Here is a 24,248-nt window from a genome sequence, read left to right on the forward strand (position 1 = left end):
CGCTCTCGCCGGCGGGGAACGCGTTCCCCTTGTTCCGCTTCACACAGACGGGCCCAGGCCGGGGGCCGACAGCAGGAAGGGTTTCGCCTGTCCGCCCCCGGCCTCGGCCCGGGCTCCTCGTCGCGGACCCGCTCTGCCTACGCCGCCGGCGTCACGGCGCCGGCGGCGCCGGCTGCGGTTCCGGCTCCGGCGGGACGGGCTCCGGGGTGGGAGACGGCGGAATCGGATCCGGTGCGGGTCCCGGCGGAGGGGCGGGCGTGGGTGCCGGCACCGGATCGGGTGCCGGTCCGGGTCCCGGCCCGCCGGGCTCGGGCGGCGGGGTGGGATGGGGAGGAACCGGGTCTGGCCGCCTGCAGGCCGGGAACCCCGTGCCTGACTGCTGTGACATCACAACTCCAGCGGATCTACGTAGCGGCATATCCGTCACGGTCCGAGTGCCCGCTCGCGCGGCAGCCACTCCCCCGCCCCGGCCCCGCCGGCACGCACCATCCTGCCCGGCCGGGCAGGGAGGCCGGGCCCTACCGGACGGTGGTCAGTCCGCGGAGACCTCGCTGCGGTCGCCTCCCCAGAGCGTGTGGAAGGAGCCCTCCCGGTCCGTACGCCGGTAGGTGTGCGCGCCGAAGAAGTCCCGCTGCCCCTGAGTGAGCGAGGCCGGCAGGCGAGAGCTGCGCAGCCCGTCGTAGGAGGCGAGGGCGGCGGCGAAGCCCGGCACGGGGATGCCTCGCCCCACGGCGGTGGCCACGACCGTGCGCCAGTCGCCCTGCGCGTCACCGATCTCCTTGGAGAAGTGCTCGTCCGCCAGCAGCGTCGGCAGGTCGGGCCGGGCGGCGAACGCGGCACGGATGCGGTCCAGGAAGACGGCTCGGATGATGCAGCCCGCCCGCCAGATCGCCGCGACGGCACCGGGGTCGATGTCCCACCCGAACTCGTGGCTCCCGCTGCTGATCATGTTCCAGCCCTGCGCGTACGAGGTGATCTTCGAGGCGTACAGGGCCTGCTCGACCTGCTCCGCGAACCGTTCGGCGGCGGCCGCGTCGAGCGGAGCGGCAGCCGGGCCCGGAAGATGGGCGCTGGCGGAGCGCAGGTCGGTGTGGCCGGAGAGCGACCGGGCGAAGACGGCCTCGGCGATGCCGGAGACCGGCACTCCCAGGTCGAGCGCGGTCTGCACGGTCCAGCGGCCGGTGCCCTTCTGCTCGGCCTCGTCGGCGACGACGTCGACGAAGGGCTTTCCGGTGGCGGCGTCGGTGTGTGACAGGACCTCTGCGGTGATCTCGATGAGGTACGAGTCCAGGCGGCCGGTGTTCCACTCCCGGAAGGTCTCGGCGATGCGGCGGGGCTCGTATCCGGCGACATCGCGCAGCAGGTGGTAGGCCTCGCCGATGAGCTGCATGTCGGCGTACTCGATGCCGTTGTGCACCATCTTCACGAAGTGGCCCGCGCCGTCCGGGCCGACGTGAGTGGTGCAGGGGGTGCCGTCCGGGGCCTTGGCGGCGATGCTCTCCAGCATCGGGCGGAGCGACTCATAGGCCTCGGCGGAACCCCCGGGCATGATGCTCGGCCCGTGCAGCGCACCTTCCTCCCCGCCCGAGATGCCGGTGCCGACGAAGTGCAGTCCGCGCTCGCGCAGTGCCTTCTCGCGGCGCCGGGTGTCGGCGTAGTGGGCGTTGCCGCCGTCGATGATGACGTCGCCGGGTTCGAGCAGCGCGGCGAACTCGTCGATGACAGCGTCGGTGGGAGCCCCTGCCTTCACCATGATCACCAGCCGTCGCGGCCGCTCCAGCGCGGCGACGAACTCTTCCGCCGTCTCCGCGGCGACGAAGCTTCCCTCATCGGAGAAGTCGCGCACCAGGTCGCGTGTCCTGGAGACAGTGCGGTTGTGCACGGCCACCGTGTATCCGTTGCGGGCGAAGTTCCGGGCGAGGTTGCGGCCCATGACCGCGAGGCCGGTGACACCGATGTGTGCGCTGCTGCTCATGCTGAAGCTCCTGGGATGAGCGGGCCGGCGGGCCGGTCCGCTCGGCTCGGGATGGACGGATTGCGGATCTTTCCGTGGGTCGTACGGGACGGGACGTCACCGGATGCGTCTCGGAAGGGGCAGGGGCAGAGCGGGCAGGCCGTCGAGGCTGACACCCACGTGCTCCTTCTTCTCGCAGTATGTGGCGAAGGACTCGTCGGTCTCGCGTGCGAAGCGCTGCGTGTGCAGCGGGCGGTCCTCCCGGTAGTCCATGAACGGCACCGCGAAGCCGCACGTGTCGCTGATGCGTTCCGCGCGCACCGTGATGACGGCACGCAGGTCGGTGCGCTGCCGCATGCTCCCGTCGAAGCGCGGGAGCAGTTCCTCCCACCGCGGGTCGTCGCGGAAGACGGGCTCACCGGTTCCGTGGATGCGGACGATGCGGGGCGGCCCCTCGAAGGCGCACCACATCAGGGTGACGCGGCCGTTCTCGCGGAGGTGGGCAATGGTCTCGGCGCCGCTGCCGCCGAGGTCCAGGTATCCGACGGTGACGTCGTCGAGGACGGCGAACGACCCCGCGAGCCCCTTCGGCGAGACGTTGACATGCCCGTCCGCCGCCAGCGGGGCGGTCGCGGTGAAGAAGATGTGCTGCTCCTCGATGAAGGTACGAAGCCGCTCGTCGATTCGTTCGTAGATCGTCCCCATACCGGCATTGTGGGGCCGGGGGCGGGGCGGACGCGCGGAGATCGGCGAAAGCACGCGGCCCCCGCGCACGCGGATCCTTTCCGTCCCGTCACGCCGCGGGTCCCTGCGTCCACGGCCGTGACCCGGCCGTGGCCCGCCTCAGCTCAGAGTCGTGCCGTCCACGACGGTCTCGATGCCGTCCGCGAGGAAGCACAGATGCCCGGCGATGCGCACGGCCTCGTCGAGCGGCTGCTCGTAGCACCAGGCCGCGTCCTCGATGAGGTTGCCGGCGGTGTGCAGCGACCGGTAGGAGGCCTGCCCCTTGTAGGGGCAGTGAGTGTGGGTGGCGCTCGGCCGCAGCAGCTCCGTGCGGACGTCCTGCTGCGGCAGGTAGAAGCGGTTGGGCAGACCCGTCTCGGAGAGCAGGTACGCCCGGCGGCTCTCGGCGATGTCCGTGCCGCCGGCCCTCACGACCACGTGGCGGCTGGTGGGACGTACGTCGATGCGGTGGTACGGGTCGCGCACATGCCCGTGGACCTCTTCGTCCTCGTCGAACCAGGCATCCATGGCGGACCAGTACACGGCCGCACGGCCCTTGAGCCACTCCGCTCCCTCCAGCGGCTCGGGGTAGCTCCACACGGCGTTCTCGACGAGACGGTCCCCCACTCGCACGCTCCAGTAGCGGGCATCCCCCTTGAACGGGCAGTGGGTGGTGTGGGCGCTCTCCTCCAGCATCTCCTCGCACAGGTCGGCGAGGGGCACGTAGAGCTGGGGAAGCAGGTTGCTCTCGTGCAGGAGGGCCGCGTCGGTGGAGTCCAGCAGCGTGCTGCTGCCCAGCAGCGCACGCACGCGGCGCGGGAAGCGCTGCCACAGCAGCCGGTGTGCGGGACCGTCGATCGTGTAGTTGACGGTCTCCGGGGACCGCGATGCGAGCGGTCCGCCGCCGAGCGTGAGGGTCATGGCCTGCGCCTCCGGATCGGTGTGCGATGTGCGCGTCCCACTCTCGCACCGCCGCGGCCCGGCCCGCGCGCCTGATCCCGTACCCGCGCCCGTCCCCTGGCTCGCCCCGCGATGTCCCAGCGGACGCGGACTCAGGCCGGGGTGCCGTCCGCGAGGATGCGTTCCAAGGTGCGGCAGCTCATCCGGCTCATGGCCGGGTTGCTCCGGGCGTAGTACCAGGCCGCGCCCATCGCCTGCTCGAAGGCCCACGCCTTGCCGCGCTCCCACTCGACGACGTCGCACCCGAGCCGGTCGCGCAGTACCTGCCGCGGCCCGGCCCCCAGCAGATGCCATGCACCCACCAGGTCGAGCGCGGGGTCGGCCGGTCCCAGTCCGCCCACGTCGAGGACGCCGGCGAGTCGTCCACGGGACACCAGTACGTTGCCGGGAATGAGATCGCCGTGGCTCATCACGTCCGCTCCCTCGGCGCGCGGAAGCTCCCGCAGGGCCGCCCATATCCGGCGGAGCCGGGGCACATCCAGGAGCCCGGCGCTCTCCTCGAAGCAGGTCCGCATCCACGCGTCATGTGCGCGCAGGTCACCGCCGCGGCCCTCACCGCTCCACGTGCGTCCGCGCGTGCCGATCGTGCGCACGCTGCGGACGAACTCTGCCAGGTCGTGCGCGAACGCGACCGACTCACCCGGGTCCTCGTCGGTGGCCACGACGCCGCCGGGCAGCCAGGTCTGCACCGACCAGGGCAGCGGATAGCCCCGGCCGGGCTCGCCCAGCGCCACGGGCTCGGGCGTGGGGAACGGCGTGCGGCCCGCCAGCTCGCGGGCCGCCTCCGCCTCGGCCTCCAGCTGCCGAAGCGTCGAGGCGACGTCGCCGCTGCGCAGCGGGAACCGGGCCGCGAACCGCTCGCCGATGCGGGAGATCGCGTTGACCGTCCCCTGAGAGGCCAAAGCCCGCAAGGGAAGGTTCCGCCACTGCGGAAACTGATCGTCCACCAGGTGTCGCACCGTCTCACGCGAGACGCTCAGCTGGTCCGGGTGCATGTCCACGCCCAGGAGCCTCGCGCCTCGCGCTGCCGGGCCGCAACCGGTTTCGGTCCCGGCCGCCCGCCCGGCTCGTCCCGCCTTTGCCCCCCGCTCACGGCCGGCGCGCGAACCCGGTGTCCTCAAGGTCGCTCCGGGCGGCGCGGCATCAGTCCGCTTCCGCTCCGGTTCCGGACGGCAGGACGCGCCCCACCAACTCAGCCAGCACGTCGCGGAAGTCGTAGCCCGCGAGGATGCCGGGCACTGTGAGGTCGTCCAGGATCAGCCCGAGCATCGCGAGGTGGAGCAGAACGACCCCCGTGCGGTCACCCGGCAGGCCGGCATCGAAGTGGAAGCGAATGTTGGCTTCGAGCTCCTCGCTGAACGCCCGGGTCAGGTCGGCCCGGAGTTCGGGGCGCCTGGTGGCCTCGAGGCGTAGTTCCAGCATGGCCAGGTGACTGCTGCGATCGCGTCGCATGCGGCCCATGATCTCGTGCATCAGCGTCACCACGAGCTCCGTCGACGCAGGCGCCTGCATGGTGCCGGCGAGCGCGGACTCGTCAGGCGTCAACCGCTCCCGGGTGCGATGCATGACCTGACGAAGCAGTTCGGCCCGCTTGGCGAAGTAGTTGGACGCAGTACCCGAAGGCACACCCGCCTCGGAGTCGACGGCGCGCAGGGTCAGTCCGCGCGAGCCCTCTCGGGCGAGGACTTCAATGGCTGCATCGAGTAGAGCGGCGCGGCGCTCCGGGTTCTGTCGCATCTGCTCCACCTCGTCATCCGAATCACTGCAGGCAGAGTACTGTGTACATACCACTTCAGTTGCAGTACTTTGTCTCCCGGGTGTCGCCGACGCCGAGTCCAACAGGGGTCTTCAGCACACCGCCGGCCCCATGAGGGAGATGCGATGCGAGCACTGACGTACTACGTAGGTGCCACTCTCGACGGCTTCATCGCCGACATCGACGGGCAGTTCGGGTTCCTCCCCGTCGAGTCCGACGTGATGGAGGCGATGAACGCGCAGCACCCGGAGACCGTGCCGGTGCAGGCGCGCGGACCGTTCGGGCTGACCGACGTGGCCAACAAGCGCTACGACACCGTGCTGATGGGCCGCGCGACGTACGAGCCGGCGCTGCGGGCAGGCATCACCAGCCCCTACTCCCATCTGCGGCAGTGCGTGTTCTCCCGGACGTTGGTGCCCGGCGACCCGGAGGTGGAGATCATCTCCAGCGACCCGGTTCCGTTCGTCCGCGACCTCAAGCGCCAGGACGGCATGGACATCTGACTGTGCGGCGGAGGCAAGCTGGCCGGTGCGCTGATCGGCGAGATCGACGAACTGGTCATCAAGCGGTACCCGTTGGCCATCGGAACCGGAATCCCCCTGTTCACCGGCCCGTGCGACCTGACGCCCTTCACTCCGGCGACGAGCCGCCGCTTCGAGTCCGGAGTGGATGTGACGACCTACGCAAGGCGGTGACCGGATGCTCCGCCGTGTGCGGCTGCCACCCGCTCGACCCGACGAAACCGCACCGAGCCGGAGCTCGGGCTGAAGGAGCTGTCATGGCCGAGGTGCACGGACCCCGCACCGGAACCACACCGGCGGCCACCCGCCGACCGGGAGCGCTCTTGAGCCCGGCGGCCCAGACCGCCGCACCGGTCGGGCCTGACGAGGCGGCGCTGCTCGCCCTCGCTGGCGAATACCACGAACGGGCCGTGAGGCTGCTGGGAGTCGAGGAACTGGGCGGTCACCTGATGAAGGTGTACTCGATCGAGGCGCCCGGGCGGAGCGTGCAACCCGGAGAATGGGCCCACGCCACGCACCTCGCGGCCTGTCGGCTCCTCGCTGATCGCAGCATGGGGTCACTCGGACTCGGGTGCGTCATTCTGCACGCGGGCGGAGACGGGGACTACGTGCTCGTGCACAGCTGGGTCGAAGGGTTCATGTCGCGACTGGCCATCTTCAACGGGCCGATCGGGGAACCGGAGTCCCTCCGCCCGGCCTCGTCGGGATTGGCTCCGTGCGTCTGGGAGGCCGCAGTGATCGCCCACGAACGGGATGTGTTCCTCCGCCACGTGCTGGCGGGCACCGACCAGCTCGACCGGCGGCTCGACCTCTGGAGCGGCGACGTGCTGTCGATCCCGCCGGGCGGTGCGTCGTGACCGGAAGCGCCGCGCGAGTCCCCGTCGTCCGGCACGCGATCCGCCACGAGCTGATCGAGGTGGTCGCTCTTGCCGCGGAGCACGCGGCGTACGAGAAGTCCGACCCACCGGCCGCCGACCTCGCCGAACGGCTTCAGGAGGCCCTGTTCGGCTCCGAGTCCCCCCGCCTGCTATGCCTCGTCGCCGAGGTACCGGGCGGGGGGCTTGCCGGATATGCAACCTGCGCCGTCGAGTTCGCCACCTGGCAGGGGCGCGAGTATCTCCACATGGACTGCCTGTACCTGCGCGAAGAGCACCGGGGGAACGGACTCGGCGCACGGCTCATGGATGCCGTCGTCGCCGAGGCGCTGGCCATGGGCCTGGACGAGGTGCAGTGGCAGACACCGTCGTGGAACGAGGGTGCGATCCGCTTCTACGACCGGCTGGGCACCACACGGCAGGACAAGGCACGCTTCACCCTCCAGGTGCCCCGCCACTGAGCACTGCCTCCTTCGCTCGTGATGCTGCGGCACTCGCGGGACGGGGCGAGTCCGGACCGCTCCCGCGGTTGAGGCCGACGAGGAACCAGTTGCGCGAGCGACGGCATCACGAGAAGAGTTGATCTCCCGAGAAGCTCCCAACCGGAAACTCGGGCCTTCTGACACGCGAAGAGGCCTCTCCGGACTCGCCCGGAAAGGCCTCTCACGCCAGTCGGCTCAGGCCGTCCGACCTGCACCTTCGCCCTCAGCGGATGGGGACGCCCGACAGCTGGCGTGCGATGACGAGGCGCTGGATCTCGCTGGTGCCCTCGAAGATCGTGTAAATGGCGGCGTCCCGGTGCATCCGCTCGACGGGGTATTCACGTGTGAAGCCGTTGCCGCCGAGGATCTGCATGGCCTGCGCGGTGACGGTCTTCGCCGTCTCGCCGGCGTAGAGCTTCGACATGGAGCCCTCGGCGGCGTCGAACGGCTTGCCCGCCGCCGCCATCCAGGAGGCGCGCCACACCAGCAGGCGGGCCGCGTCGATGCGGGTGCGCATGTCGGCCAACTGAAAGGCGACACCCTGGTTGTCGATGATGGGGCGCCCGAACTGGACGCGCTCCTTGGCGTAGTCGAGGGCGACCTCGTACGCGGCGCGGGCGATGCCCACCGCCTGCGCACCCACCGACGGCCGGGACGCCTCGAAGGTGGCCATGGCCGCGTTCTTCAGGCGCTCACCGCCCTTCTTGGCGCGTTCGCGTGCGCGGGCCAGGCGCTCGTCCAGCTTCTCCTTCCCTCCCAGCAGGCAGCTGCCGGGGAGGCGTACGTCCTCGAGGACGACCTCGGCGGTGTGGGAGGCGCGGATGCCGTGCTTCTTGAACTTCTGCCCCTGGGAGAGGCCGGGCGTGTCCGGCGGGACGATGAAGGACGCATGGCCCTTGGTGCCCAGCTCCGGGTCGACGACGGCGACGACGACGTGGACATTGGCGATGCCGCCGTTTGTGGCCCAGGTCTTGGTGCCGTTGAGCACCCATTCGTCCTTGGCCTCGTCGTAGACGGCACGGGTGCGCATCGCGGAGACGTCGGAGCCGGCGTCGGGCTCGGAGGAGCAGAATGCGGCGACCTTCACGTCGTCGGGGTCGCCGTACATCTGCGGGACCCAGGTGCCGATCTGCTCCTCGGTGCCGTTGGCCAGCACGCCGATGGCCGCCAGGCCGGTACCCACGATGGACAGGGCGATTCCCGCGTCGCCCCAGAACAGCTCCTCCATCGTCATCGCGATGCCGAGGCCGGTCGGGTCGAAGAACTGCTGCGCGTAGAAATCCAGGGAGTACAGACCGATCTTCGCGGCTTCCTGAATGACGGGCCAGGGGGTCTCTTCGCGCTCGTCCCATTCAGCGGCGGCGGGACGTATCACGTCGGCGGCGAAACCGTGGATCCATTCACGGATCTCCTTCTGGTCGTCATTGAGATCGAGCGCGAATGCGGAGTCGCCCATGACCGGTCCTTCCAGCAGCTGAGTTACCAATGGTAATGGCAAGTCTGTTACTGCTCGGTAATGGATGTCAACTCCCGGTCTCGCCCGGCCGTCCTGCTGCGGCGGGTGTTACGTTTCGCTGGGGAAGCGAGATTGAAAAGGGAGGGGAGGCGCCATGGGGACCGGACAGCCGACGGAGCAGCGAAGCTCCGCCGACCGCCGCCGCAAGGAGTTGCTGGAGGCAGCCGACCGAGTGGTACTGCGCGAAGGTCCCGGTGCCTCGATGAATGCCATCGCCGCCGAGGCAGGAATCACCAAGCCCATCCTCTACCGGCACTTCGGTGACAAGGAAGGGCTCTACCGCGCGCTCGCCGTGCGGCACACCGACGCCCTGATCAGCGCACTGAGAGCCGCTCTCGACGCCCCCGCCGAGCGGCGAAAACGCGTCGAGGCCACGCTGGACACCTACCTCGCCGCGATCGAGACCCGCCCGCAGGTCTACCGCTTCCTCATGCACCCCTCCGAAGGGGCCTCCGGCAGCGACCGCGGCTTCGAAGCCGGACAGCACTCCGCTCCCCTGTTGCGGCGCCTGGGCGACGAACTGGGCAAGGTCATCGAGGAACGTCTCGACCTGGGGCCCGGCCGCCAGGAGTCGGCACGCATCTGGGGCCACGGTGTCGTCGGCATGGCGTATGCCGCCGGCGACTGGTGGCTGCGTGAACGCCCCTGCCCCCGCGCGGAGTTGGTCAGCCAGCTCACCGACCTGCTGTGGGGACAGCTTGCGATGGCCGACGACCGTCCCGGCGCCCCCGGCAGCGTCTGACACCGGCGGGAGGCCCCTCACGCAGGCGGGACACCCGCGTACGCATGGCGGACCCGGCAACCCGGATGCACCGTGCGGGACCGGTTCAGGTCGCGCAACTTCCCTGTGGGTGAGGCGGTTCGGGCACGGCGGCGGACCTAGATAGGCTTCTCCCCACCGAGGGGCAAGGAGGAGCAGGACGATGGCAGGCAACCAGGAGCCGCTGTCTCCGCGGGCCAGGCTGGCCGTGACGGCAGGCAAGGCCGCGGCGGCGGTGTCGCGTGCGGCGGGTCGCGGCAGCGGATCGGTGATCGGCGGCAAGGTCGCTCTCAGACTCAATCCCGATCTGCTGGCCGAAGTGGCCCATCACCTGGACGTCGTCCTGGTGTCCGCCACGAACGGCAAGACGACCACGACGCGGCTGATCGCGGAGGCTCTGCGCGCCAACGGCGGAGTGGTCTCCAACGCCCTGGGCGCGAACATGCCCGCCGGGATCACCTCGGCGCTCGCGGGCGGATCCGAGGCGCAGTACGGCGTGATCGAGGTGGACGAGAAGTACCTCGCCACGGTCGCGCGGGATGTGACCCCCAAGGCGATCGCCCTGCTGAACCTCTCCCGCGACCAGCTCGACCGGGCCGCCGAGACGCGCATGCTGGCCGAACGCTGGCGCGAGGGCCTCTCCGGCACGAAGGCCGTGGTCATCGCCAACGCCGACGACCCCCTCGTCGTCTGGGCGGCCTCGTCCGCACCGAACGTGGTGTGGGTCGCAGCGGGCCAGGAGTGGAAGGACGACGCGTGGTCGTGCCCGGCGTGCGGCGGCGTGATGCAGCGTCCGGACGACGACTGGTTCTGCGCCGAGTGCGGATTCCGCCGCCCCACTCCGAGCTGGGCGCTCTCCGGTGACGAGGTGCTGGATCCGCACGGTTCGGCCTGGCCGATCAAGCTGCAGCTGCCGGGGCGCGCCAACAAGGCCAACGCCACGACGTCCGCGGCGGTCGCCGCGGCGTTCGGCGTGCCTCCGCAGGTGGCGCTGGAGCGGATGCACTCGGTGACCGCCGTCGCCGGACGCTACGACGTGGTGGACTACCGCGGGCGGCAGGTGCGGCTGCTGCTGGCCAAGAACCCCGCCGGCTGGCTCGAGACCTTCTCGCTCATCGACGCTCCTCCCGCTCCGGTCATCCTCTCGGTCAACGCCCGCGGCGCCGACGGCACGGACACCTCGTGGCTGTGGGACGTGGACTACTCACGTCTGGCAGGGCACCCGATCTGCGTGATCGGCGACCGCAAGCTGGACCTGGCCGTGCGTCTGGAGGTCGCCGGCGTCGGCTTCCAGGTCTGCGAGAGCGCAGCCGAAGCGGTCGCGGCGTGCCCGCCCGGACGCATCGAAGCGATCGCGAACTACACGGCCTTCCAGGATCTGCGCCGCGTCGTCGGCAACTGAACCCATCGACCCGCTCAAGGAGTTGGCGAGCATGAGTGACACGGGCCTGCGAGTGGTGTGGGTCTACCCCGACCTCCTCAGCACGTACGGGGACCAAGGCAACGCCCTGGTGGTCGAACGGCGTGCGCAGCAGCGCGGACTGACGGTGCAGCGCACCGACATCCGCTCCGACCAGCAGGTGCCCACCTCCGCGGACATCTATCTGATCGGCGGCGGGGAGGACCGGCCGCAGCGGCTGGCCGCGGAGCGGCTGCTGCGCGACGGCGGGCTGCACCGGGCCGTCGACAACGGCGCCATCATCTTCTCCGTCTGCGCCGGCTACCAGATCCTGGGCCGGGAGTTCGTCAACGACCTGGGCGAACCTCAGCAGGGCCTCGGGCTGCTGGACGTGGTCAGCACGCGCGGTGAGGCGGAGCGCTGCGTCGGTGACGTACTGGCCGACATCGATCCGGAGCTGGGCCTGCCTGAGCTGACGGGTTTCGAGAACCACCAGGGCATCACCAAGGTCGGCCCGGCGGCACGGCCGCTGGCGCGGGTGCGGCTGGGGAAGGGCAACGGCACGGGCGACGGCACCGAGGGCGCGTGGAACGACACCGTCTTCGGTACGTACATGCACGGACCGGTGCTGGCGCGCAATCCGCAGATCGCCGACCACCTCATCAAGCTCGCACTGGATGTGAACGCGCTGCCCTCCGTGAACGACCAGTGGTACGAGGCGCTGCGCAAGGAGCGGATCTCCGCGGCGCTCCAGCCCGCCTGACGCCCCCGCTCGCACTCCCCCGCCGCGGAGGCCGTTCCGGGGCGGGGGATCCGCATGTCCCGGGCACGATCGGGGGCGCCTGACGGCCGCCGAAGCGGAGGGAATACGCTTGCCGGGCAGGACGCCCGAGTCAGGAGAGAACGCGGATGGACCACGGCGGACACGGCATGACGACGGATCTGCCGCCGTTCACACTCGGCCGCGGTCTGGAGTTCACGGGTGAGCCGTTCTTCCTGGTGGGGTGCCTCCTCGCGCTCGTGCTGTACGTCTGCGCCGTGCTGCGGCTGCGGCGGCGGGGCGATGCATGGCCCGTTCTCCGCGTCGTCGCGTGGGTGCTGGGTGTGTTCGCCGTCGCGGTGACGATGTGCACGGCGCTGAACGAGTACGGGATGGTGCTCTTCAGCGTCCACATGGTGCAGCACATGATCATCAGCATGCTCGCACCGATCCTCCTGCTGCTGGGAGCGCCGGTGACGCTGGCGCTGCGATCGCTTCCGTCGGCGGGGCGCGGCCGCAAGGGGCCGCGGGAGCTGCTCGTGGCGGTGCTGCACAGCCGCGTCATGCGCGTGCTGACCCACCCCGGGTTCACGATCCCGCTGTTCATCGCGAGCCTCTACGCCCTGTACTTCACGCCGCTCTTCGACTTCCTGATGAGCTCCACCGTCGGTCACCTGGCGATGATGGTGCACTTCCTGCTGGTCGGGCTGGTCTTCTTCTGGCCGATCATGGGTGTCGACCCGGGCCCGCACCGGCCCGGCTATCTCATGCGGATGCTGGAGCTGTTCGCGGGGATGCCCTTCCACGCCTTCTTCGGGATCGCGCTCATGATGGCCTCGGAGCCGATGATCGCCACGTACGCCAACCCGTCGGCGTCACTGCAGGTCACAGCACTGTCGGACCAGACGGCTGCGGGCGGAATCGCCTGGGCGTTCAGCGAGATCCCCTCGGTGCTGGTGCTCCTCGCACTGGTCTACCAGTGGCACAAGTCGGACGAACGCGAGGCCCGGCGCAGGGACAGGATGGCCGACCGCGACGGCGACAAGGAGCTCGCCGCGTACAACGCCTACCTGGCCTCCCTGCAGGCCCGTCAGCAGTGACTCTTGGGCAGTAGCGCACGGCCGCGCCGCGGGCGACCATGGGAGCCGGGCCCGGTCCCCTTGGTACGCGATCCCCAGTCGCCGGCCGGGTCACCGGGAGGAGGATTCCGTGATGCCTCGCTCTGCCAAGGCGCTGACCGTCGGCACGGCGGCGGCGCTCATTCTCGTGACGGCCTACACAGTGGCTCTGGGGAGCAGCGGGTGGCTCTGGCTCGGGTGGGCCGTTCTGGCTCTGATCACGGTGGGGGCGCTGTCCACGAAGCGCAGCTGAGTCCTGCGGTGGGCCCCCTCCCCCGCAGGCGACGCAGGAAGCTACTCTGCGATCTCACCGGAATGCATGGGGGAAGGCCTTAGCGTGTTCTACAACTTGTTCAAGTACGTATTGCTGGGGCCCCTGTTGCGGCTGTACTTCCGTCCGCGGATCGAGGGGCTGGAGAACATCCCGGACGAGGGACCGGCCATCGTGGCGGGCAATCACCTCTCCGTCTCCGACCACTTCCTGATGCCGGCGATCCTCCGGCGGCGCATCACATTCCTGGCGAAATCCGAGTACTTCACGGGGCCGGGCCTGAAAGGGCGGCTCACGGCGGCCTTCTTCCGCAGCGTGGGGCAGATCCCGGTGGACCGGTCGGGCAAGGGGGCCGGCCAGGCCGCGATCGACGAGGGCCTCGGGGTGCTCCGCAAGAGCGAGTTGCTGGGCATCTACCCCGAGGGCACCCGTTCGCACGACGGGCGGCTGTACAAGGGCCGCGTCGGTGTTGCGTCGATGGCGCTCCAGGCAAGGGTGAAGGTCATTCCCTGCGCGATGGTCGGCACCTTCGAACTCCAGCCTCCGGGACGGAAGATGCCCCGGTTCGGCAGGGTGACGATCCGCTTCGGGAAGCCGCTGGACTTCTCCCGCTACGCGGGGATGGAGAGCGAACGCGCGGTGCTGAGGGCCGTAACCGACGAGATCATCCACGAGATCCTTCAGCTGTCCGGCCAGGAGTACGTCGACTTGTACGCGCCGGAGGCGAAGGCCCTCCAGGCGAAGGAGCGTCAGGAGGCCCGCTCCCGTGGGCGCAGCGGGGAACGCAAGGAATCCTGACTCAGCATTCCCCCGCAGGCGGATGCGGGAGGCCCGCACGCGAAGGGGACGGCCGGAGTTCCGGCCGTCCCCTTCGCGTGGGTGCGGTGCGTGTGGCCCCCGGGGTCAGTGCGGCGCGCGCAGCGAGGCCACACCGGCCTTCGGCCCTGTCAGACCGCCGCCGATGATCTGCGGCACCGGCTTCGAGTGGGGCGCACAGACCGAGTCCTTCTCGCCTGCGTCGCCTTCGAGGAGGTAGGTCTCGACACGCTTGTTGATGCAGGGATTGGGGACGTTCGTGATGCCGTGCGACCCGGCGTCCCGCTCGGTGATCAGGCGTGAGCCCTTGAGCCGCTTGTGCACTTCGAGGGCGCCGGCGTACGGCGTGGCGGCATCCCGCTCGGACTGTGCGATCAGCACCGGCGGCAGCCCCTTGTCCGCACCGACCTCGACCGGCTGCTGCTGCTTGACGGGCCAGGTGGCGCAGGGAAGGTTCAGCCAGGCGTTCGACCAGGTGAGGAACGGGTTCTTCTCGTGCAGCCGGGTGTTGTCCCGGTCCCACTTGTTCCAGCTGGTGGGCCACTTGGCGTCGGTGCACTCGACGGCCGTGTAGACGGCATTGCCGTTCTCCGCGGCCTTGTTGCCGGCCTTGTCGGACATGTCAGGTCCGGCGGCCTCGACGAGGGCCTTCTCGTCGCCCTTGATGTGCGACGACCACGCCTTGGCGACGGGGGCCCACATCTGGTCGTAGTAGGGGGCGTTCTGGAAGAACGCCAGTAGTTCGGCCGGTCCGACGACGCCGCCGATGGGCTTCTTCTTCGCCTCGGCCCGCAGCTTCTTCCACTGCGCCTCGACCTTCGCCGCGGTGTCGCCGATTCCGTAGGTGCTGTCGTGCTCGGCGACCCACTTCGTCCAGTCCTCCCAGCGGCCCTGGAAGGCGACGTCCTGGTCGAGGTTGTTCTTGTACCAGATCTGGTCGCGGGAGGGGTTGACGACGCTGTCCACGATCATGCGGCGCACGTGCGTGGGGAAGAGGGTGCTGTAGACGGAGCCGATGTAGGTGCCGTAGGAGACGCCGAGGTAGTTCAGCTTCTTGTCGCCCAGCGCGGCACGGATGACGTCGAGGTCGCGGACGGTGTTGGGCGTCGTCATGTGCGGCAGAAGGCTGCCGCTGCGCTCCTTGCAGCCGTCGGCGTACTCCTTGGCCAGCTTGCGCTGGGCCTGCTTGTCCGCCTCGTCGTCCGGCACCGGGTCCAGCTTGGGAGCCTTGACGAACTCCTGGGGGTCCATGCACGAGATGGGTGCGGAATGGCCGACTCCCCGCGGGTCGAAGCCCACGAAGTCGTACGCCCTGGCCGTCTTGGTCCACAGGGGGTTGTCCCTGGTGACGCGAGTGGGGAAGGACATGCCGGAGCCGCCCGGCCCGCCCGGGTTGTAGACGAGGGAGCCCTGGCGCTCGTCCTTGCCTCCGGTGCTCTCGGCACGATCGAGGGCGATCTTGATGGTCCGGCCGCCGGGGTCGGCGTAGTCGACGGGAACGGTGACGAATCCGCACTGGATCGGCTTGGCGAGGCCCCAGTCCTTGGGGCAGTCCTTCCACTCGACGCCTTCCTTGGCCGCACGCGCGGCCGCGGCCTTCACCCCACGGGCCTCCGCGGCACCGCCGGGCGAGGCCTGGCCGCTTCCGGAGTCCGCGAAAGCCGACGGGACGGCGAGGAGACTCGCTGTGAGCGCCGCTGCGCCGGCGGCGGCGATGCTTGTGTTCCGTATGATCACTGGGGGCTCCCCTGAAGTGGTGGCCGCTGGACGCAACAGTGATCGTTGATCACAGTTCCGTCGATCCTTCCTGTCCACCGCGGGCAGGGGACAGAGCACGTTTGCGATCTTTACCAAGTCGTGAATCTACCGGCGCTGTCTGCGGCGCGCCTGCGCAGCGCGTCCATCCGGGGCAACGGGTCATCCCGGGCCTGCGGCCGCCGTGTGTGAGTCATTTCCCGTGCGGCGGCAGGGAGTTGCCGGCGGTCACTCCTCGGCTTGTTCCGCCTTGCGCAGGTCGGGGACGTTCATGGTCACCAACGCCCGCAGGCCCTCCTGGAATTCGGACGGGTCCATGCCGCCGAAGAGCGCCTGCTGGACGAAGTAGCCCTGGACGGTACCGATGAGAGCACGTGCCAGATGGTCGGCGTCCACCCCGGAGTCCACCCAGCCGCGGGCCTGGTACGCCTCCACAAGCTGCACCCACTGGCCGCGCAGGCCCTGGTACCCGTCAGCGAGGACCCGCGCCACCTCGGGATTGCGCAGCGTCTCGCCCCACACCTGCACGAGGAGTTGCGGCATCGCGCGCTGGTCGTCGGAGTCGCCCAGCGACTTCCGGAGCCGGGAGAGGACGGCGCCGAAGAGCTCGTCCGGAGTGGGCGGGGGATCCGCTGCGGCGACCGTCGCGTAGGACTCGCGCACGCTCTCCAGCGTCTCGGCGGCGACCGCCGCGACGATCTCCTCCTTGCTGCGGAAGTAGCGGTAGACCGCTCCTGCCGAAAGACCCGCTTCCCTGAGCACGTCCTGCATGGACGTGGCGTGGAAGCCGTTGCTCTTGAAGCAGCGGCGGGCGCCGTCGAGGATCTGCCGGCGCCGTGCGTCGAGGTGCTCCTGGGATACGCGGGCCACGTCCGGAATGCTAAAACGAACGTTCATTCTTGACAACCGCAAACGGACAGGAGGACCGTGGGCATTAATAAAACGAACGATCCTTCTCTTTAGATCGGGAGGCCACATCATGCCCGGTTCCTCGCTCCGGCAGCCGACGGCTCCGCACCCCCGTGCCCTCGTCGCCGTCCTCCTCCTCGCCCCCGTGCTCGTCGCCCTCGCGCTGTGGGCCTTCGCCTGGCCGGCCGCACGTACGGCGCCTCGTGATCTCCCCGTGGGCGTCGCGGGACCGCAGGCCGCCGTCGCACCCGTGGAGCAGCAACTCGGCCGCGACAACGGGGCGTTCGAGATACACCGGTACGGGGACGAGACCGCCGCCCGCGACGCCATCGAACGGCGCGAGGTCTACGGCGCGGTCGTCGTGACCCCGAAGGGACCGCACGCACTGACGGCGAGCGCGGCGAGCCCCGTGGTTGCGCAGGCCCTGCAGCAGGCGGTGGACGGGCCGTCCGTCGCCGGCTCGGAGGCCCTTGCGACGGACGTGGTCGCCGCCCCCGGAGTCGATCCGCGGGGCGCGGCGCTGAGTTCGAGTGTGCTGCCCCTGGCGATCGGCGGGGTGGCGGCCGGCGCCATGGTCGTCGCGTCCGCTCTCCGCGGCACCGGTACGGTCGCCGCGCTGCTGGGTGCAGCGGCGCTTGCCGGCGCGGTGGCCGCCGCTCTCACGCACAACTGGCTGGGCGTGCTCACCGGCAACTGGTGGGCGGTCTCCGCCTCGTTCGGACTGATCTCGCTCGCGGTGAGCGCGAGCGTGGCCGGTCTCGGCACGCTTCTGGGGCGGGCCGGCATCGGATTGGGGGCGATGGTGATGGTGATGTTCGGCAATCCGTTCTCAGGAGCCACCTCAGCACCGGAGATGCTCCCCGAGCCTCTCGGGAGCATCGGCCAGTGGCTCCCGCCGGGCGCGGGAGCGACGCTGCTGCGCTCCGTCGGCTTCTTCGACGGCAGGGCCTCCGACTCGCCGGTGCTCGTGCTCACCGTGTGGGCCGTCACGGGGCTCACGCTCGTCACGGTCGGCGGTCTGCGCAGGCCCGCCGCCGACTCCGCGGACGGCCGGCCGCGGGCGGCGCCCCGGGCGCCGGCGGGCTGACCCGGGACCCGAGGCTTCAAGTACGGGCCGTACGCGGCCTGCTGGGAGGGACAGGCGGCGCATTGCTCCCTTGTTCGTCTGATATCCGGATGTGCCGGCACCTCCGGTCGCGACTCTCCGTATGCCGCAACCCCCCGTCCGGTAAACGCTCTTGACGGCGCGGTGACGGCCGGATGATTCTCTTGTGGACGCAACACCGAGCAGTAACTTCGAACCCCCCACACAGCATCGGAGTACCTGTGATCCGCAAAGAGAAGCGTCGCGTTCTCATAGTCGCCTCCGCGAGCACCGCGTTGGCGGCTTCTCTTCTCGGGGCTGGCGCCGCTCAGGCGGCCAAGCCCGAGCAGGCCGCCGCGCCCGACATCTCCGTCGACAGCGTCCAGAAGGACCTCAAGGAACTGCAGTCGGTGGCCGAGGAGAACGGCGGCAACCGCGCGCACGGCGAACCGGGATTCAAGGCGTCCATCGACCTCATCAAGAAGAAGCTCGACGAGGCCGGATTCAAGACCGAGGTCCAGGAGTTCGACCACGGCGGGAAGACGGGCTACAACCTCGTCGCCGACTGGCCGAAGGGCGGCTCCGAGGACAGCACGGTGATGGCCGGCTCCCACCTGGACTCGGTGGGCACCGGCCCCGGCATCAACGACAACGGTTCGGGCTCAGCCGGAATCCTCGAAGTCGCCCTCGCCGTCGCCAAGGAGGACCTGGAGCCGAAGAAGCATCTGCGCTTCGCATGGTGGGGCGCCGAGGAGGAGGGTCTGGTCGGCTCGCGCAAGTACGTCGACAGCCTCTCCGAGGGTGATGTGAAGAAGATCAGCACCTACCTCAACTTCGACATGATCGCCTCGCCCAACGCGGGCTACTTCGTCTACGACGACGACGCGGCCGTGCAGAAGGTCTTCAAGGACTACTTCGAATCCAAGGACATCGCCACGGAGACGTCCTCCGAGGTCGGCGGCCGCAGCGACCACGCCTCGTTCAAGGACGCCGGGGTGACCGTCGGCGGCACCTTCACCGGCGCAGGCGAGACCATGACCGAGGAGCAGGCCAAGCAGTGGGACGGCAAGGCGGGCGAGCCGTACGACAGTTGCTATCACTCGGAGTGCGACGACGTCTCGAACGTCAACGAGAAGGCGCTCGACCTGAACAGTGACGCCATCGCGCACGCCGTGTGGGAGCTCAGCTCCTAGACCTCTGCACAACTCTCTCCGAGTGAGGCGGCGCGGGGCCTGTTCCCGTGCTCCTCAACTCTCCCGGCCCGGCCGCCTGTTACCGGCGGCCGGGCCGCGGTGCTCCGCGGCGATTCCGAAGCGCTGCCGTTCGCCTTGAGCGGAGGGCACATCACCCACCGCCGAGACGGTGCTGATCACGCCCTCCTCGTCGGCCGCGTTGAGCTTCTCGAGTTTCTCCAGGTCAGCAGCCGATACGAGCGCCACCAGCGGCTTGCCGTGGCGCGTGACCACCACACGCTCGCTGCCGTAGACCACGCGGTTGATCAGATCCGCGAGGGCAGCGCGTGCTTGCGTCACCGGAATCTCGTACGTCATGCTCCCAGCATAACGTCATGTACGTCCTGTACATTTTTGACGTTCCGGCCCTGACCGAGGGAGAGATGTCGCGATGTCCGGCAGACCGTCAGCCCGTTACGTTCTTCCCGAGTTGACCGAGCGCACCAGCAATGGAGTGCGCACCCTCGATCCGTACTCCAAGCTCCTGGAGGAGCGGATCGTCTTCCTGGGCACGCAGATCGACGACGCCGCCGCGAACGACGTCATGGCCCAGCTCATCCACCTCGAGGCGGCGGCCCCGGACCGGGACATCTCGCTGTACATCAACTCACCGGGCGGCTCGTTCACCGCGATGTCAGCGGTCTACGACACGATGCGGTACGTCAGCTGCGACATCGAGACCGTGTGCCTGGGGCAAGCGGCCTCGTCGGCCTCGGTGCTGCTGGCCGCCGGAACTCCCGGCAAGCGTCTGGCACTTCCCGGCGCGCGCATCGTCATCCATCAGCCGGCCTTCGCCGAGCCCGTGCATGGGCAGGCCGACGACCTGGCCATCCAGGCGAAGGAGCTGCTGCGCACGCGGGAGCTGCTGGAGGAGATGTACGTACGGCACACCGGGCAACCCCTGGAGACCGTCCGCGCGGACCTGGAACGCGACAAGATCTTCGACGCCGATGGCGCAGTGGCGTACGGGCTGGTCGACCGTCTCACCGCCGCCCGCGGGACCGGCGGCTCCGGCCGACCGCCGTCCAAGAGGTGAGGGACGGTGCGTCCTCCCGAGCTGCCGCCGCTGCCCGCACTGACCCGGGCGGAGTGCCAGGTGATCGACGCGTATCTGGAGGTCATCGATGCACTGGGACGCATCAACCCGGCGCGGGGCGAGCACACCTACAGCGGACTGCGCGCGGCACAGGCACTGGTGGGAAAGGCAGCGGCGCTGCGCGACGCTCTGACGCTGATGCACGAGCGCGGTGAGAGCGAGCTGCACAGCACGACGATGGCAGCCGCGCTGCGTGTGCTGGACGGTGAGCGGCGTTCCTCGCTGGTGGGTCTGCCGCCCGCCCCTCCGCGCGCGGGCGGAGGGGCGGTCTGACGGAAGGTACGGCCTGAGGGAGTTGCTGCGGAGGCAGCGCCGGAGCCGGGGCTTCGGCCCGCGGCCCGCTCAGCGGGCTCCGGCCGGCGCCGTGCGGGCGATGGTGCCGGCGGCCCACTCCAACTGCTCCTCGCTCAGGCCGGCGTGCGCCGTAAGGCGAAGCCGGGAGATGCCGTCCGGGACCGAGGGCGGCCTGAAGCACCCCACCTGAAGCCCGGCCGCACGACAGTCCGCCGCCCAGCGCACGGCGTCCTCCGGGGCGGGAGCCCGCACGGAGATCACAGCTGCGTCGGGACGGCCGGCGCGCAGCCCGGCGGCACTCAGCCTCTCGTACAGGAGGGCGGCGGCGGCCCGTACGCGGCGGGAGCGTTCCGGCTCGCGCCGCACGATGCGCAGGGCGGCGAGCGCGGCACCGGCGGCCGCGGGGGCGAGGCCGGTGTCGAAGATGAAGGTACGAGCCGTGTCGACGAGATGTCCGATGACGTGGGCCGGCCCCAGGACCGCTCCGCCCTGGCTGCCGAGGGACTTGGAGAGGGTGACGGTGGCGACCGTGCCGGTGGCGCCGGCCAGGCCCGCGGCGTGCAGCGCCCCCCGGCCGCCCTCGCCCAGAACGCCGAGGCCGTGGGCGTCGTCGACGACGAGGGCCGCGCCGTGCCCACGGCACACCTCGGCGAGTGCGGTGAGCGGTGCCGCGTCGCCGTCGACGGAGAAGACGGAGTCGGTGACGGCGAGCGCCTGTCCGCCGTGGCCGTCCAGGACCTTGGCCACGGCATCGGGGTCGGCGTGCGGTACGACAATGGTCCCGGCGCGGGAGAGGCGGCAGCCGTCGATGAGCGAGGCGTGGTTGCCCGCGTCGGAGACCAGCAGACTTCCGGGCGAGGTCAGAGCGGTGAGCGCGGCAAGGTTCGCCGCATAGCCGGAGGAGAAGACGAGTGCCGCCTCGAATCCGCAGAACTCGGCCAGCTCCGTCTCCAGTTCGGCGTGAAGTGCCGTGGAACCGGTGACCAGGCGTGAGCCGGTGGAGCCGGCTCCCCACAGGTGCGCCGCCGCCGCGGCGGCGCCGGTCACCTCGGGGTGGCGGGCAAGGCCGAGGTAGTCGTTTCCGGCCAGGTCGAGCAGCGGTGAGCCGGCGGCGCGGGGGCGCAGCTCACGCACCAGCCCGGCGCGCTGCCGGTCGGTGCGGGCACGTCGGGTCCACGCGAAGGGGTCCCCGCCATGCGCCGGCCGCGCATCGTGCCCGGCGTCGCCGGGCACGTCCGACGGGCCGGTGGCGGCACGGGACTCGTCGGGCATGGGTCGTCCTCCTGGTTTCCGGCCGGCCGGGCTCCGCCCGGCTCAGCGCCGGTTCCGTTTCCCGCCACGGCGGTGCCCGTCCGTGGCGGGAAACGGAACCGGAGGACCGGGACCGGCAACGGGGCACGCGGTGCGGGCTTTTGTCGGCACTCCATAGACGGTAGCCCGTTGCCCGCCGGGTGGTGGTGTGGCGATACACACACCGGCCCCGGCCGGTGTTGTGAGTTCCACCCTTGGCCTTGAGCGGCGAAGTTGCAAAGATCGCCGTCATGGACCTGCTGAATGACTTGGTGGACAAAGGTCTGCGCCGCGAGCTGCCGACACGTGACGAGGCACGCGCCGTTTTGGAGACCTCCGACGATGAATTGCTGGACGTGGTGGCCGCTGCCGGAAGGGTGCGCCGCCACTGGTTCGGGCGGAGGGTGAAGCTCAACTACCTCGTCAACCTCAAGTCCGGGCTGTGCCCCGAGGATTGCTCGTACTGCTCGCAGCGGCTCGGTTCGCAGGCGGAGATCCTCAAGTACACCTGGCTGAAGCCCGACGAGGCGACTTCGGCCGCCGAGGCGGGGCTCAAGGGCGGCGCGAAGCGGGTCTGCCTGGTGGCCAGCGGCCGGGGGCCGACGGACCGCGACATCGACCGTGTCTCCAAGACCATCTCCGCCATCAAGGACCAGCACGAGGGCGTCGAGGTGTGCGCCTGCCTCGGACTGCTCTCCGACGGCCAGGCCGCCCGCCTGCAGCAGGCCGGCGCCGACGCCTACAACCACAACCTCAACACCTCCGAGGCGACATACGGGGACATCTGCACCACCCATGACTACTCCGACCGGCAGGAGACGGTGCGTCAGGCGCAGAGCGCCGGCCTGTCCGCCTGTTCCGGGCTCATCGCGGGGATGGGCGAGAGCGACGAGGACCTCGTGGACGTGGTCTTCGCGCTGCGCGAGATGGACCCGGACTCGGTGCCGGTCAACTTCCTCATCCCCTTCGAGGGGACGCCACTGGCGGGTGAGTGGAACCTGACTCCGCAGCGGGCGCTCCGCATCCTCGCGATGGTGCGGTTCGTGCACCCGGACGCGGAGGTGCGGCTGGCCGGCGGACGCGAGGTGCATCTGCGGTCGATGCAGCCGCTCGCGCTGCACCTGGCCAACTCCATCTTCCTCGGCGACTACCTGACCAGCGAGGGGCAGGCGGGCCAGTCCGACCTGGAGATGATCGCGGACGCCGGGTTCGAGGTCGAGGGCACGGACACCACCACGCTGCCCGAACACCGCGAGCAGCCCGGGCAGCGTCCCGAGGACCTGGTCGCCGTGCGCCGGCGGGGAGCCGGTACCGCTCTGCCGCCCAATGCCTGAGCCCGCCCGCATTCCCGTGGACGCCGCCCCCCTCCCCCAAGGCCCGCTGAGCCCGGGCGAGTTGCTCGACCTGGACCGGCGGCACGTCTGGCATCCGTACGGGCCCATGCCGGGCCGCACCGCGCCGCTGGTCGTCGAGTCGGCTGCCGGGGTGCGTCTGCGCCTGGCCGAGGAGTTCTGCGGGCGGCGGGAGCTGGTGGACGGAATGTCCTCCTGGTGGTCTGCCGTGCACGGCTACAACCACCCGGTTCTCAACGAGGCGGCGCACACCCAGCTGGAGCGCATGAGCCATGTGATGTTCGGCGGGCTGACGCACGAGCCGGCCGTGCGACTCGCGAAGCGGCTCGTGGACATCACTCCGGAGGGCCTCGAACACGTCTTCCTCGCCGACTCCGGGTCGGTCTCGGTCGAGGTCGCCGTCAAGATGTGCCTGCAGTACTGGCGTTCGCGGGGGCGGGCATCGAAACGGCGGCTGATGACGTGGAGGGGCGGCTACCACGGTGACACCTGGCAGCCGATGTCCGTGTGCGACCCGGAAGGGGGCATGCACGAGCTGTGGTCGGGGGTGCTCCCACGGCAGGTCTTCGCGGACGCCCCGCCCTCCGGCTTCGGCACGGCACCGGACGAGAGCTATGTGCGGCACCTCCACGAGACGATCGCGCGGCACGCGGACGAACTGGCCGCGGTGATCGTGGAGCCGGTCGTGCAGGGAGCAGGAGGCATGCGCTTCCACTCCCCCGCCTATGTGCGGGCGCTGCGCGAGGCGTGCGACGAGCACGACGTCCTGCTCGTACTGGATGAGATCGCCACCGGCTTCGGGCGCACCGGAGCCCTCTTCGCCGCGGGGCACGCAGGCGTCACGCCGGATGTGATGTGCGTCGGCAAGGCACTGACCGGCGGTTACCTCACGCTCGCCGCAGCGCTGTGCACCCCGCGCGTGGCCGAGGGGATCTCACGGGGTGAGGTGCCGGTACTGGCGCACGGCCCGACCTTCATGGGGAACCCGCTCGCCACGGCCGTCGCGGACGCCTCCGTCGGTCTGCTCCTGGAGGGGGACTGGGCGGGCGAGGTGCGCCGCATCGAGAACGGACTGCGCGAGGGGCTGGCTCCTGCCTCGGAGCTGGCCGGTGTGACCGACGTACGGGTACTCGGTGCCATCGGTGTCCTCCAGCTCGGCCACGATGTCGACATGGCCGCCGCGACCCGGGCTGCCGCCCGCAACGGCGTATGGCTGCGGCCGTTCCGCGACATGGTCTACGCGATGCCTCCTTACGTGACGAGCGACGAGGACGTGGCGGCGATCTGTACGGCGATGCTGGCCGCGGCGGCGGAGGGCTGAGGCT

The 24,248-nt window shown here is 70.2% G+C and carries 25 protein-coding genes; 15 read left to right on the plus strand and 10 right to left on the minus strand.

The features are described from left to right. Window positions 1–532: 532 nt before the first annotated feature. From gndA to EV375_RS00620, 5 genes are all read right to left on the minus strand, one after another. Window positions 533–1,975 carry an NADP-dependent phosphogluconate dehydrogenase gene (gene gndA / locus EV375_RS00600; RefSeq protein WP_130297680.1) on the minus strand — a complete coding sequence of 481 codons (1,443 nt, stop codon included), beginning with the start codon at window positions 1,973–1,975 and terminating at the stop codon, window positions 533–535. Window positions 1,976–2,071: 96 nt separating this feature from the next. After that, a complete protein-coding gene (locus tag EV375_RS00605) occupies window positions 2,072–2,659 on the minus strand; it encodes a pyridoxamine 5'-phosphate oxidase family protein (RefSeq protein ID WP_130297681.1) in 588 nt (195 codons plus the stop codon). A gap of 138 nt (window positions 2,660–2,797) precedes the next feature. Then, complete coding sequence (locus tag EV375_RS00610) at window positions 2,798–3,598, minus strand: DUF427 domain-containing protein (RefSeq protein ID WP_130297682.1); 801 nt, start codon at window positions 3,596–3,598, stop codon at window positions 2,798–2,800. A gap of 131 nt (window positions 3,599–3,729) precedes the next feature. Beyond that, on the minus strand, window positions 3,730–4,638 hold the full coding sequence (locus EV375_RS00615; RefSeq protein WP_486588205.1) for an aminoglycoside phosphotransferase family protein: 909 nt from the start codon (window positions 4,636–4,638) through the stop codon (window positions 3,730–3,732). A gap of 142 nt (window positions 4,639–4,780) precedes the next feature. After that, window positions 4,781–5,374 carry a TetR family transcriptional regulator gene (locus tag EV375_RS00620; protein ID WP_130297683.1) on the minus strand — a complete coding sequence of 198 codons (594 nt, stop codon included), beginning with the start codon at window positions 5,372–5,374 and terminating at the stop codon, window positions 4,781–4,783. Between the two features lie 144 nt (window positions 5,375–5,518). On the opposite strand from EV375_RS00620, the gene EV375_RS00625 reads away from it, so the two are divergent. The 3 genes from EV375_RS00625 (at window position 5,519) to EV375_RS00635 (ending at window position 7,250) form a co-directional block, all read left to right on the plus strand. Beyond that, window positions 5,519–5,896, plus strand: a complete 378-nt coding sequence (locus EV375_RS00625; protein ID WP_486588206.1) for a dihydrofolate reductase family protein — start codon at window positions 5,519–5,521, stop codon at window positions 5,894–5,896. 275 nt (window positions 5,897–6,171) lie between these two features. Then, the gene (locus EV375_RS00630; RefSeq protein ID WP_207227956.1) at window positions 6,172–6,771 is read left to right on the plus strand and encodes a hypothetical protein; all 600 of its coding nucleotides are present in this window, start codon (window positions 6,172–6,174) and stop codon (window positions 6,769–6,771) included. Continuing rightward, window positions 6,768–7,250, plus strand: coding sequence for a GNAT family N-acetyltransferase (locus EV375_RS00635; protein ID WP_130297684.1), 483 nt, complete (start codon window positions 6,768–6,770; stop codon window positions 7,248–7,250). The genes EV375_RS00630 and EV375_RS00635 overlap by 4 nt, the downstream gene beginning before the upstream one ends. Window positions 7,251–7,494: 244 nt before the next feature. Here the strand turns inward: EV375_RS00635 and EV375_RS00640 are convergent, their stop codons facing one another. After that, the gene (locus EV375_RS00640; protein WP_130297685.1) at window positions 7,495–8,727 is read right to left on the minus strand and encodes an acyl-CoA dehydrogenase family protein; all 1,233 of its coding nucleotides are present in this window, start codon (window positions 8,725–8,727) and stop codon (window positions 7,495–7,497) included. Window positions 8,728–8,881: 154 nt separating this feature from the next. Here EV375_RS00640 and EV375_RS00645 point away from each other — a divergent pair, with 154 nt between their 5' ends. The 6 genes from EV375_RS00645 to EV375_RS00665 all read left to right on the plus strand — a co-directional run bounded on the left by EV375_RS00645 (window position 8,882) and on the right by EV375_RS00665 (window position 13,893). Next, the gene (locus tag EV375_RS00645) at window positions 8,882–9,529 is read left to right on the plus strand and encodes a TetR/AcrR family transcriptional regulator (RefSeq protein WP_130297686.1); all 648 of its coding nucleotides are present in this window, start codon (window positions 8,882–8,884) and stop codon (window positions 9,527–9,529) included. Window positions 9,530–9,710: 181 nt separating this feature from the next. Beyond that, on the plus strand, window positions 9,711–10,949 hold the full coding sequence (locus EV375_RS00650) for a MurT ligase domain-containing protein (protein ID WP_130297687.1): 1,239 nt from the start codon (window positions 9,711–9,713) through the stop codon (window positions 10,947–10,949). A gap of 31 nt (window positions 10,950–10,980) precedes the next feature. Beyond that, a complete protein-coding gene (locus EV375_RS00655) occupies window positions 10,981–11,709 on the plus strand; it encodes a type 1 glutamine amidotransferase (protein WP_055488971.1) in 729 nt (242 codons plus the stop codon). Between the two features lie 146 nt (window positions 11,710–11,855). Beyond that, complete coding sequence (locus EV375_RS00660) at window positions 11,856–12,806, plus strand: cytochrome c oxidase assembly protein (protein ID WP_130297688.1); 951 nt, start codon at window positions 11,856–11,858, stop codon at window positions 12,804–12,806. 109 nt (window positions 12,807–12,915) lie between these two features. Beyond that, complete coding sequence (locus tag EV375_RS28990) at window positions 12,916–13,077, plus strand: hypothetical protein (protein WP_165434643.1); 162 nt, start codon at window positions 12,916–12,918, stop codon at window positions 13,075–13,077. A gap of 84 nt (window positions 13,078–13,161) precedes the next feature. Further along, complete coding sequence (locus EV375_RS00665; RefSeq protein ID WP_130297689.1) at window positions 13,162–13,893, plus strand: lysophospholipid acyltransferase family protein; 732 nt, start codon at window positions 13,162–13,164, stop codon at window positions 13,891–13,893. Between the two features lie 105 nt (window positions 13,894–13,998). On the opposite strand, the gene EV375_RS00670 is transcribed toward EV375_RS00665, so the two are convergent. Both EV375_RS00670 and EV375_RS00675 read right to left on the minus strand, forming a co-directional pair. Continuing rightward, window positions 13,999–15,645, minus strand: coding sequence for an alpha/beta hydrolase (locus tag EV375_RS00670; protein ID WP_486588680.1), 1,647 nt, complete (start codon window positions 15,643–15,645; stop codon window positions 13,999–14,001). Between the two features lie 249 nt (window positions 15,646–15,894). Next, window positions 15,895–16,536, minus strand: a complete 642-nt coding sequence (locus EV375_RS00675; protein WP_130297690.1) for a TetR/AcrR family transcriptional regulator — start codon at window positions 16,534–16,536, stop codon at window positions 15,895–15,897. A gap of 109 nt (window positions 16,537–16,645) precedes the next feature. Here EV375_RS00675 and EV375_RS00680 point away from each other — a divergent pair, with 109 nt between their 5' ends. Beyond that, window positions 16,646–17,662, plus strand: coding sequence for an ABC transporter permease (locus tag EV375_RS00680; protein WP_130297691.1), 1,017 nt, complete (start codon window positions 16,646–16,648; stop codon window positions 17,660–17,662). A gap of 239 nt (window positions 17,663–17,901) precedes the next feature. Next, on the plus strand, window positions 17,902–18,852 hold the full coding sequence (locus tag EV375_RS00685; protein ID WP_486588207.1) for a M28 family metallopeptidase: 951 nt from the start codon (window positions 17,902–17,904) through the stop codon (window positions 18,850–18,852). 54 nt (window positions 18,853–18,906) lie between these two features. Here EV375_RS00685 and EV375_RS00690 read toward each other — a convergent pair whose 3' ends face one another. Further along, window positions 18,907–19,209: a type II toxin-antitoxin system Phd/YefM family antitoxin gene (locus EV375_RS00690; RefSeq protein WP_130297693.1), complete on the minus strand. Its 303-nt coding sequence runs from the start codon at window positions 19,207–19,209 to the stop codon at window positions 18,907–18,909. A gap of 73 nt (window positions 19,210–19,282) precedes the next feature. Here EV375_RS00690 and EV375_RS00695 point away from each other — a divergent pair, with 73 nt between their 5' ends. Beyond that, window positions 19,283–19,927: an ATP-dependent Clp protease proteolytic subunit gene (locus tag EV375_RS00695; RefSeq protein WP_130297694.1), complete on the plus strand. Its 645-nt coding sequence runs from the start codon at window positions 19,283–19,285 to the stop codon at window positions 19,925–19,927. A 6-nt stretch (window positions 19,928–19,933) separates the two neighbouring features. Further along, window positions 19,934–20,260 carry a hypothetical protein gene (locus EV375_RS00700; protein WP_130297695.1) on the plus strand — a complete coding sequence of 109 codons (327 nt, stop codon included), beginning with the start codon at window positions 19,934–19,936 and terminating at the stop codon, window positions 20,258–20,260. Window positions 20,261–20,329: 69 nt separating this feature from the next. Here EV375_RS00700 and EV375_RS00705 read toward each other — a convergent pair whose 3' ends face one another. Next, window positions 20,330–21,553 carry an 8-amino-7-oxononanoate synthase gene (locus tag EV375_RS00705; protein ID WP_130297696.1) on the minus strand — a complete coding sequence of 408 codons (1,224 nt, stop codon included), beginning with the start codon at window positions 21,551–21,553 and terminating at the stop codon, window positions 20,330–20,332. A gap of 269 nt (window positions 21,554–21,822) precedes the next feature. On the opposite strand from EV375_RS00705, the gene bioB reads away from it, so the two are divergent. Then, window positions 21,823–22,905 carry a biotin synthase BioB gene (gene bioB / locus EV375_RS00710; protein ID WP_130297697.1) on the plus strand — a complete coding sequence of 361 codons (1,083 nt, stop codon included), beginning with the start codon at window positions 21,823–21,825 and terminating at the stop codon, window positions 22,903–22,905. Then, window positions 22,898–24,244, plus strand: a complete 1,347-nt coding sequence (locus tag EV375_RS00715) for an adenosylmethionine--8-amino-7-oxononanoate transaminase (RefSeq protein ID WP_130297698.1) — start codon at window positions 22,898–22,900, stop codon at window positions 24,242–24,244. Before bioB ends, EV375_RS00715 begins: the two co-directional genes overlap by 8 nt. The last annotated feature ends 4 nt before the right edge of the window (window positions 24,245–24,248 follow it).

Source organism: Streptomyces sp. CNZ301 (genome assembly GCF_004217425.1).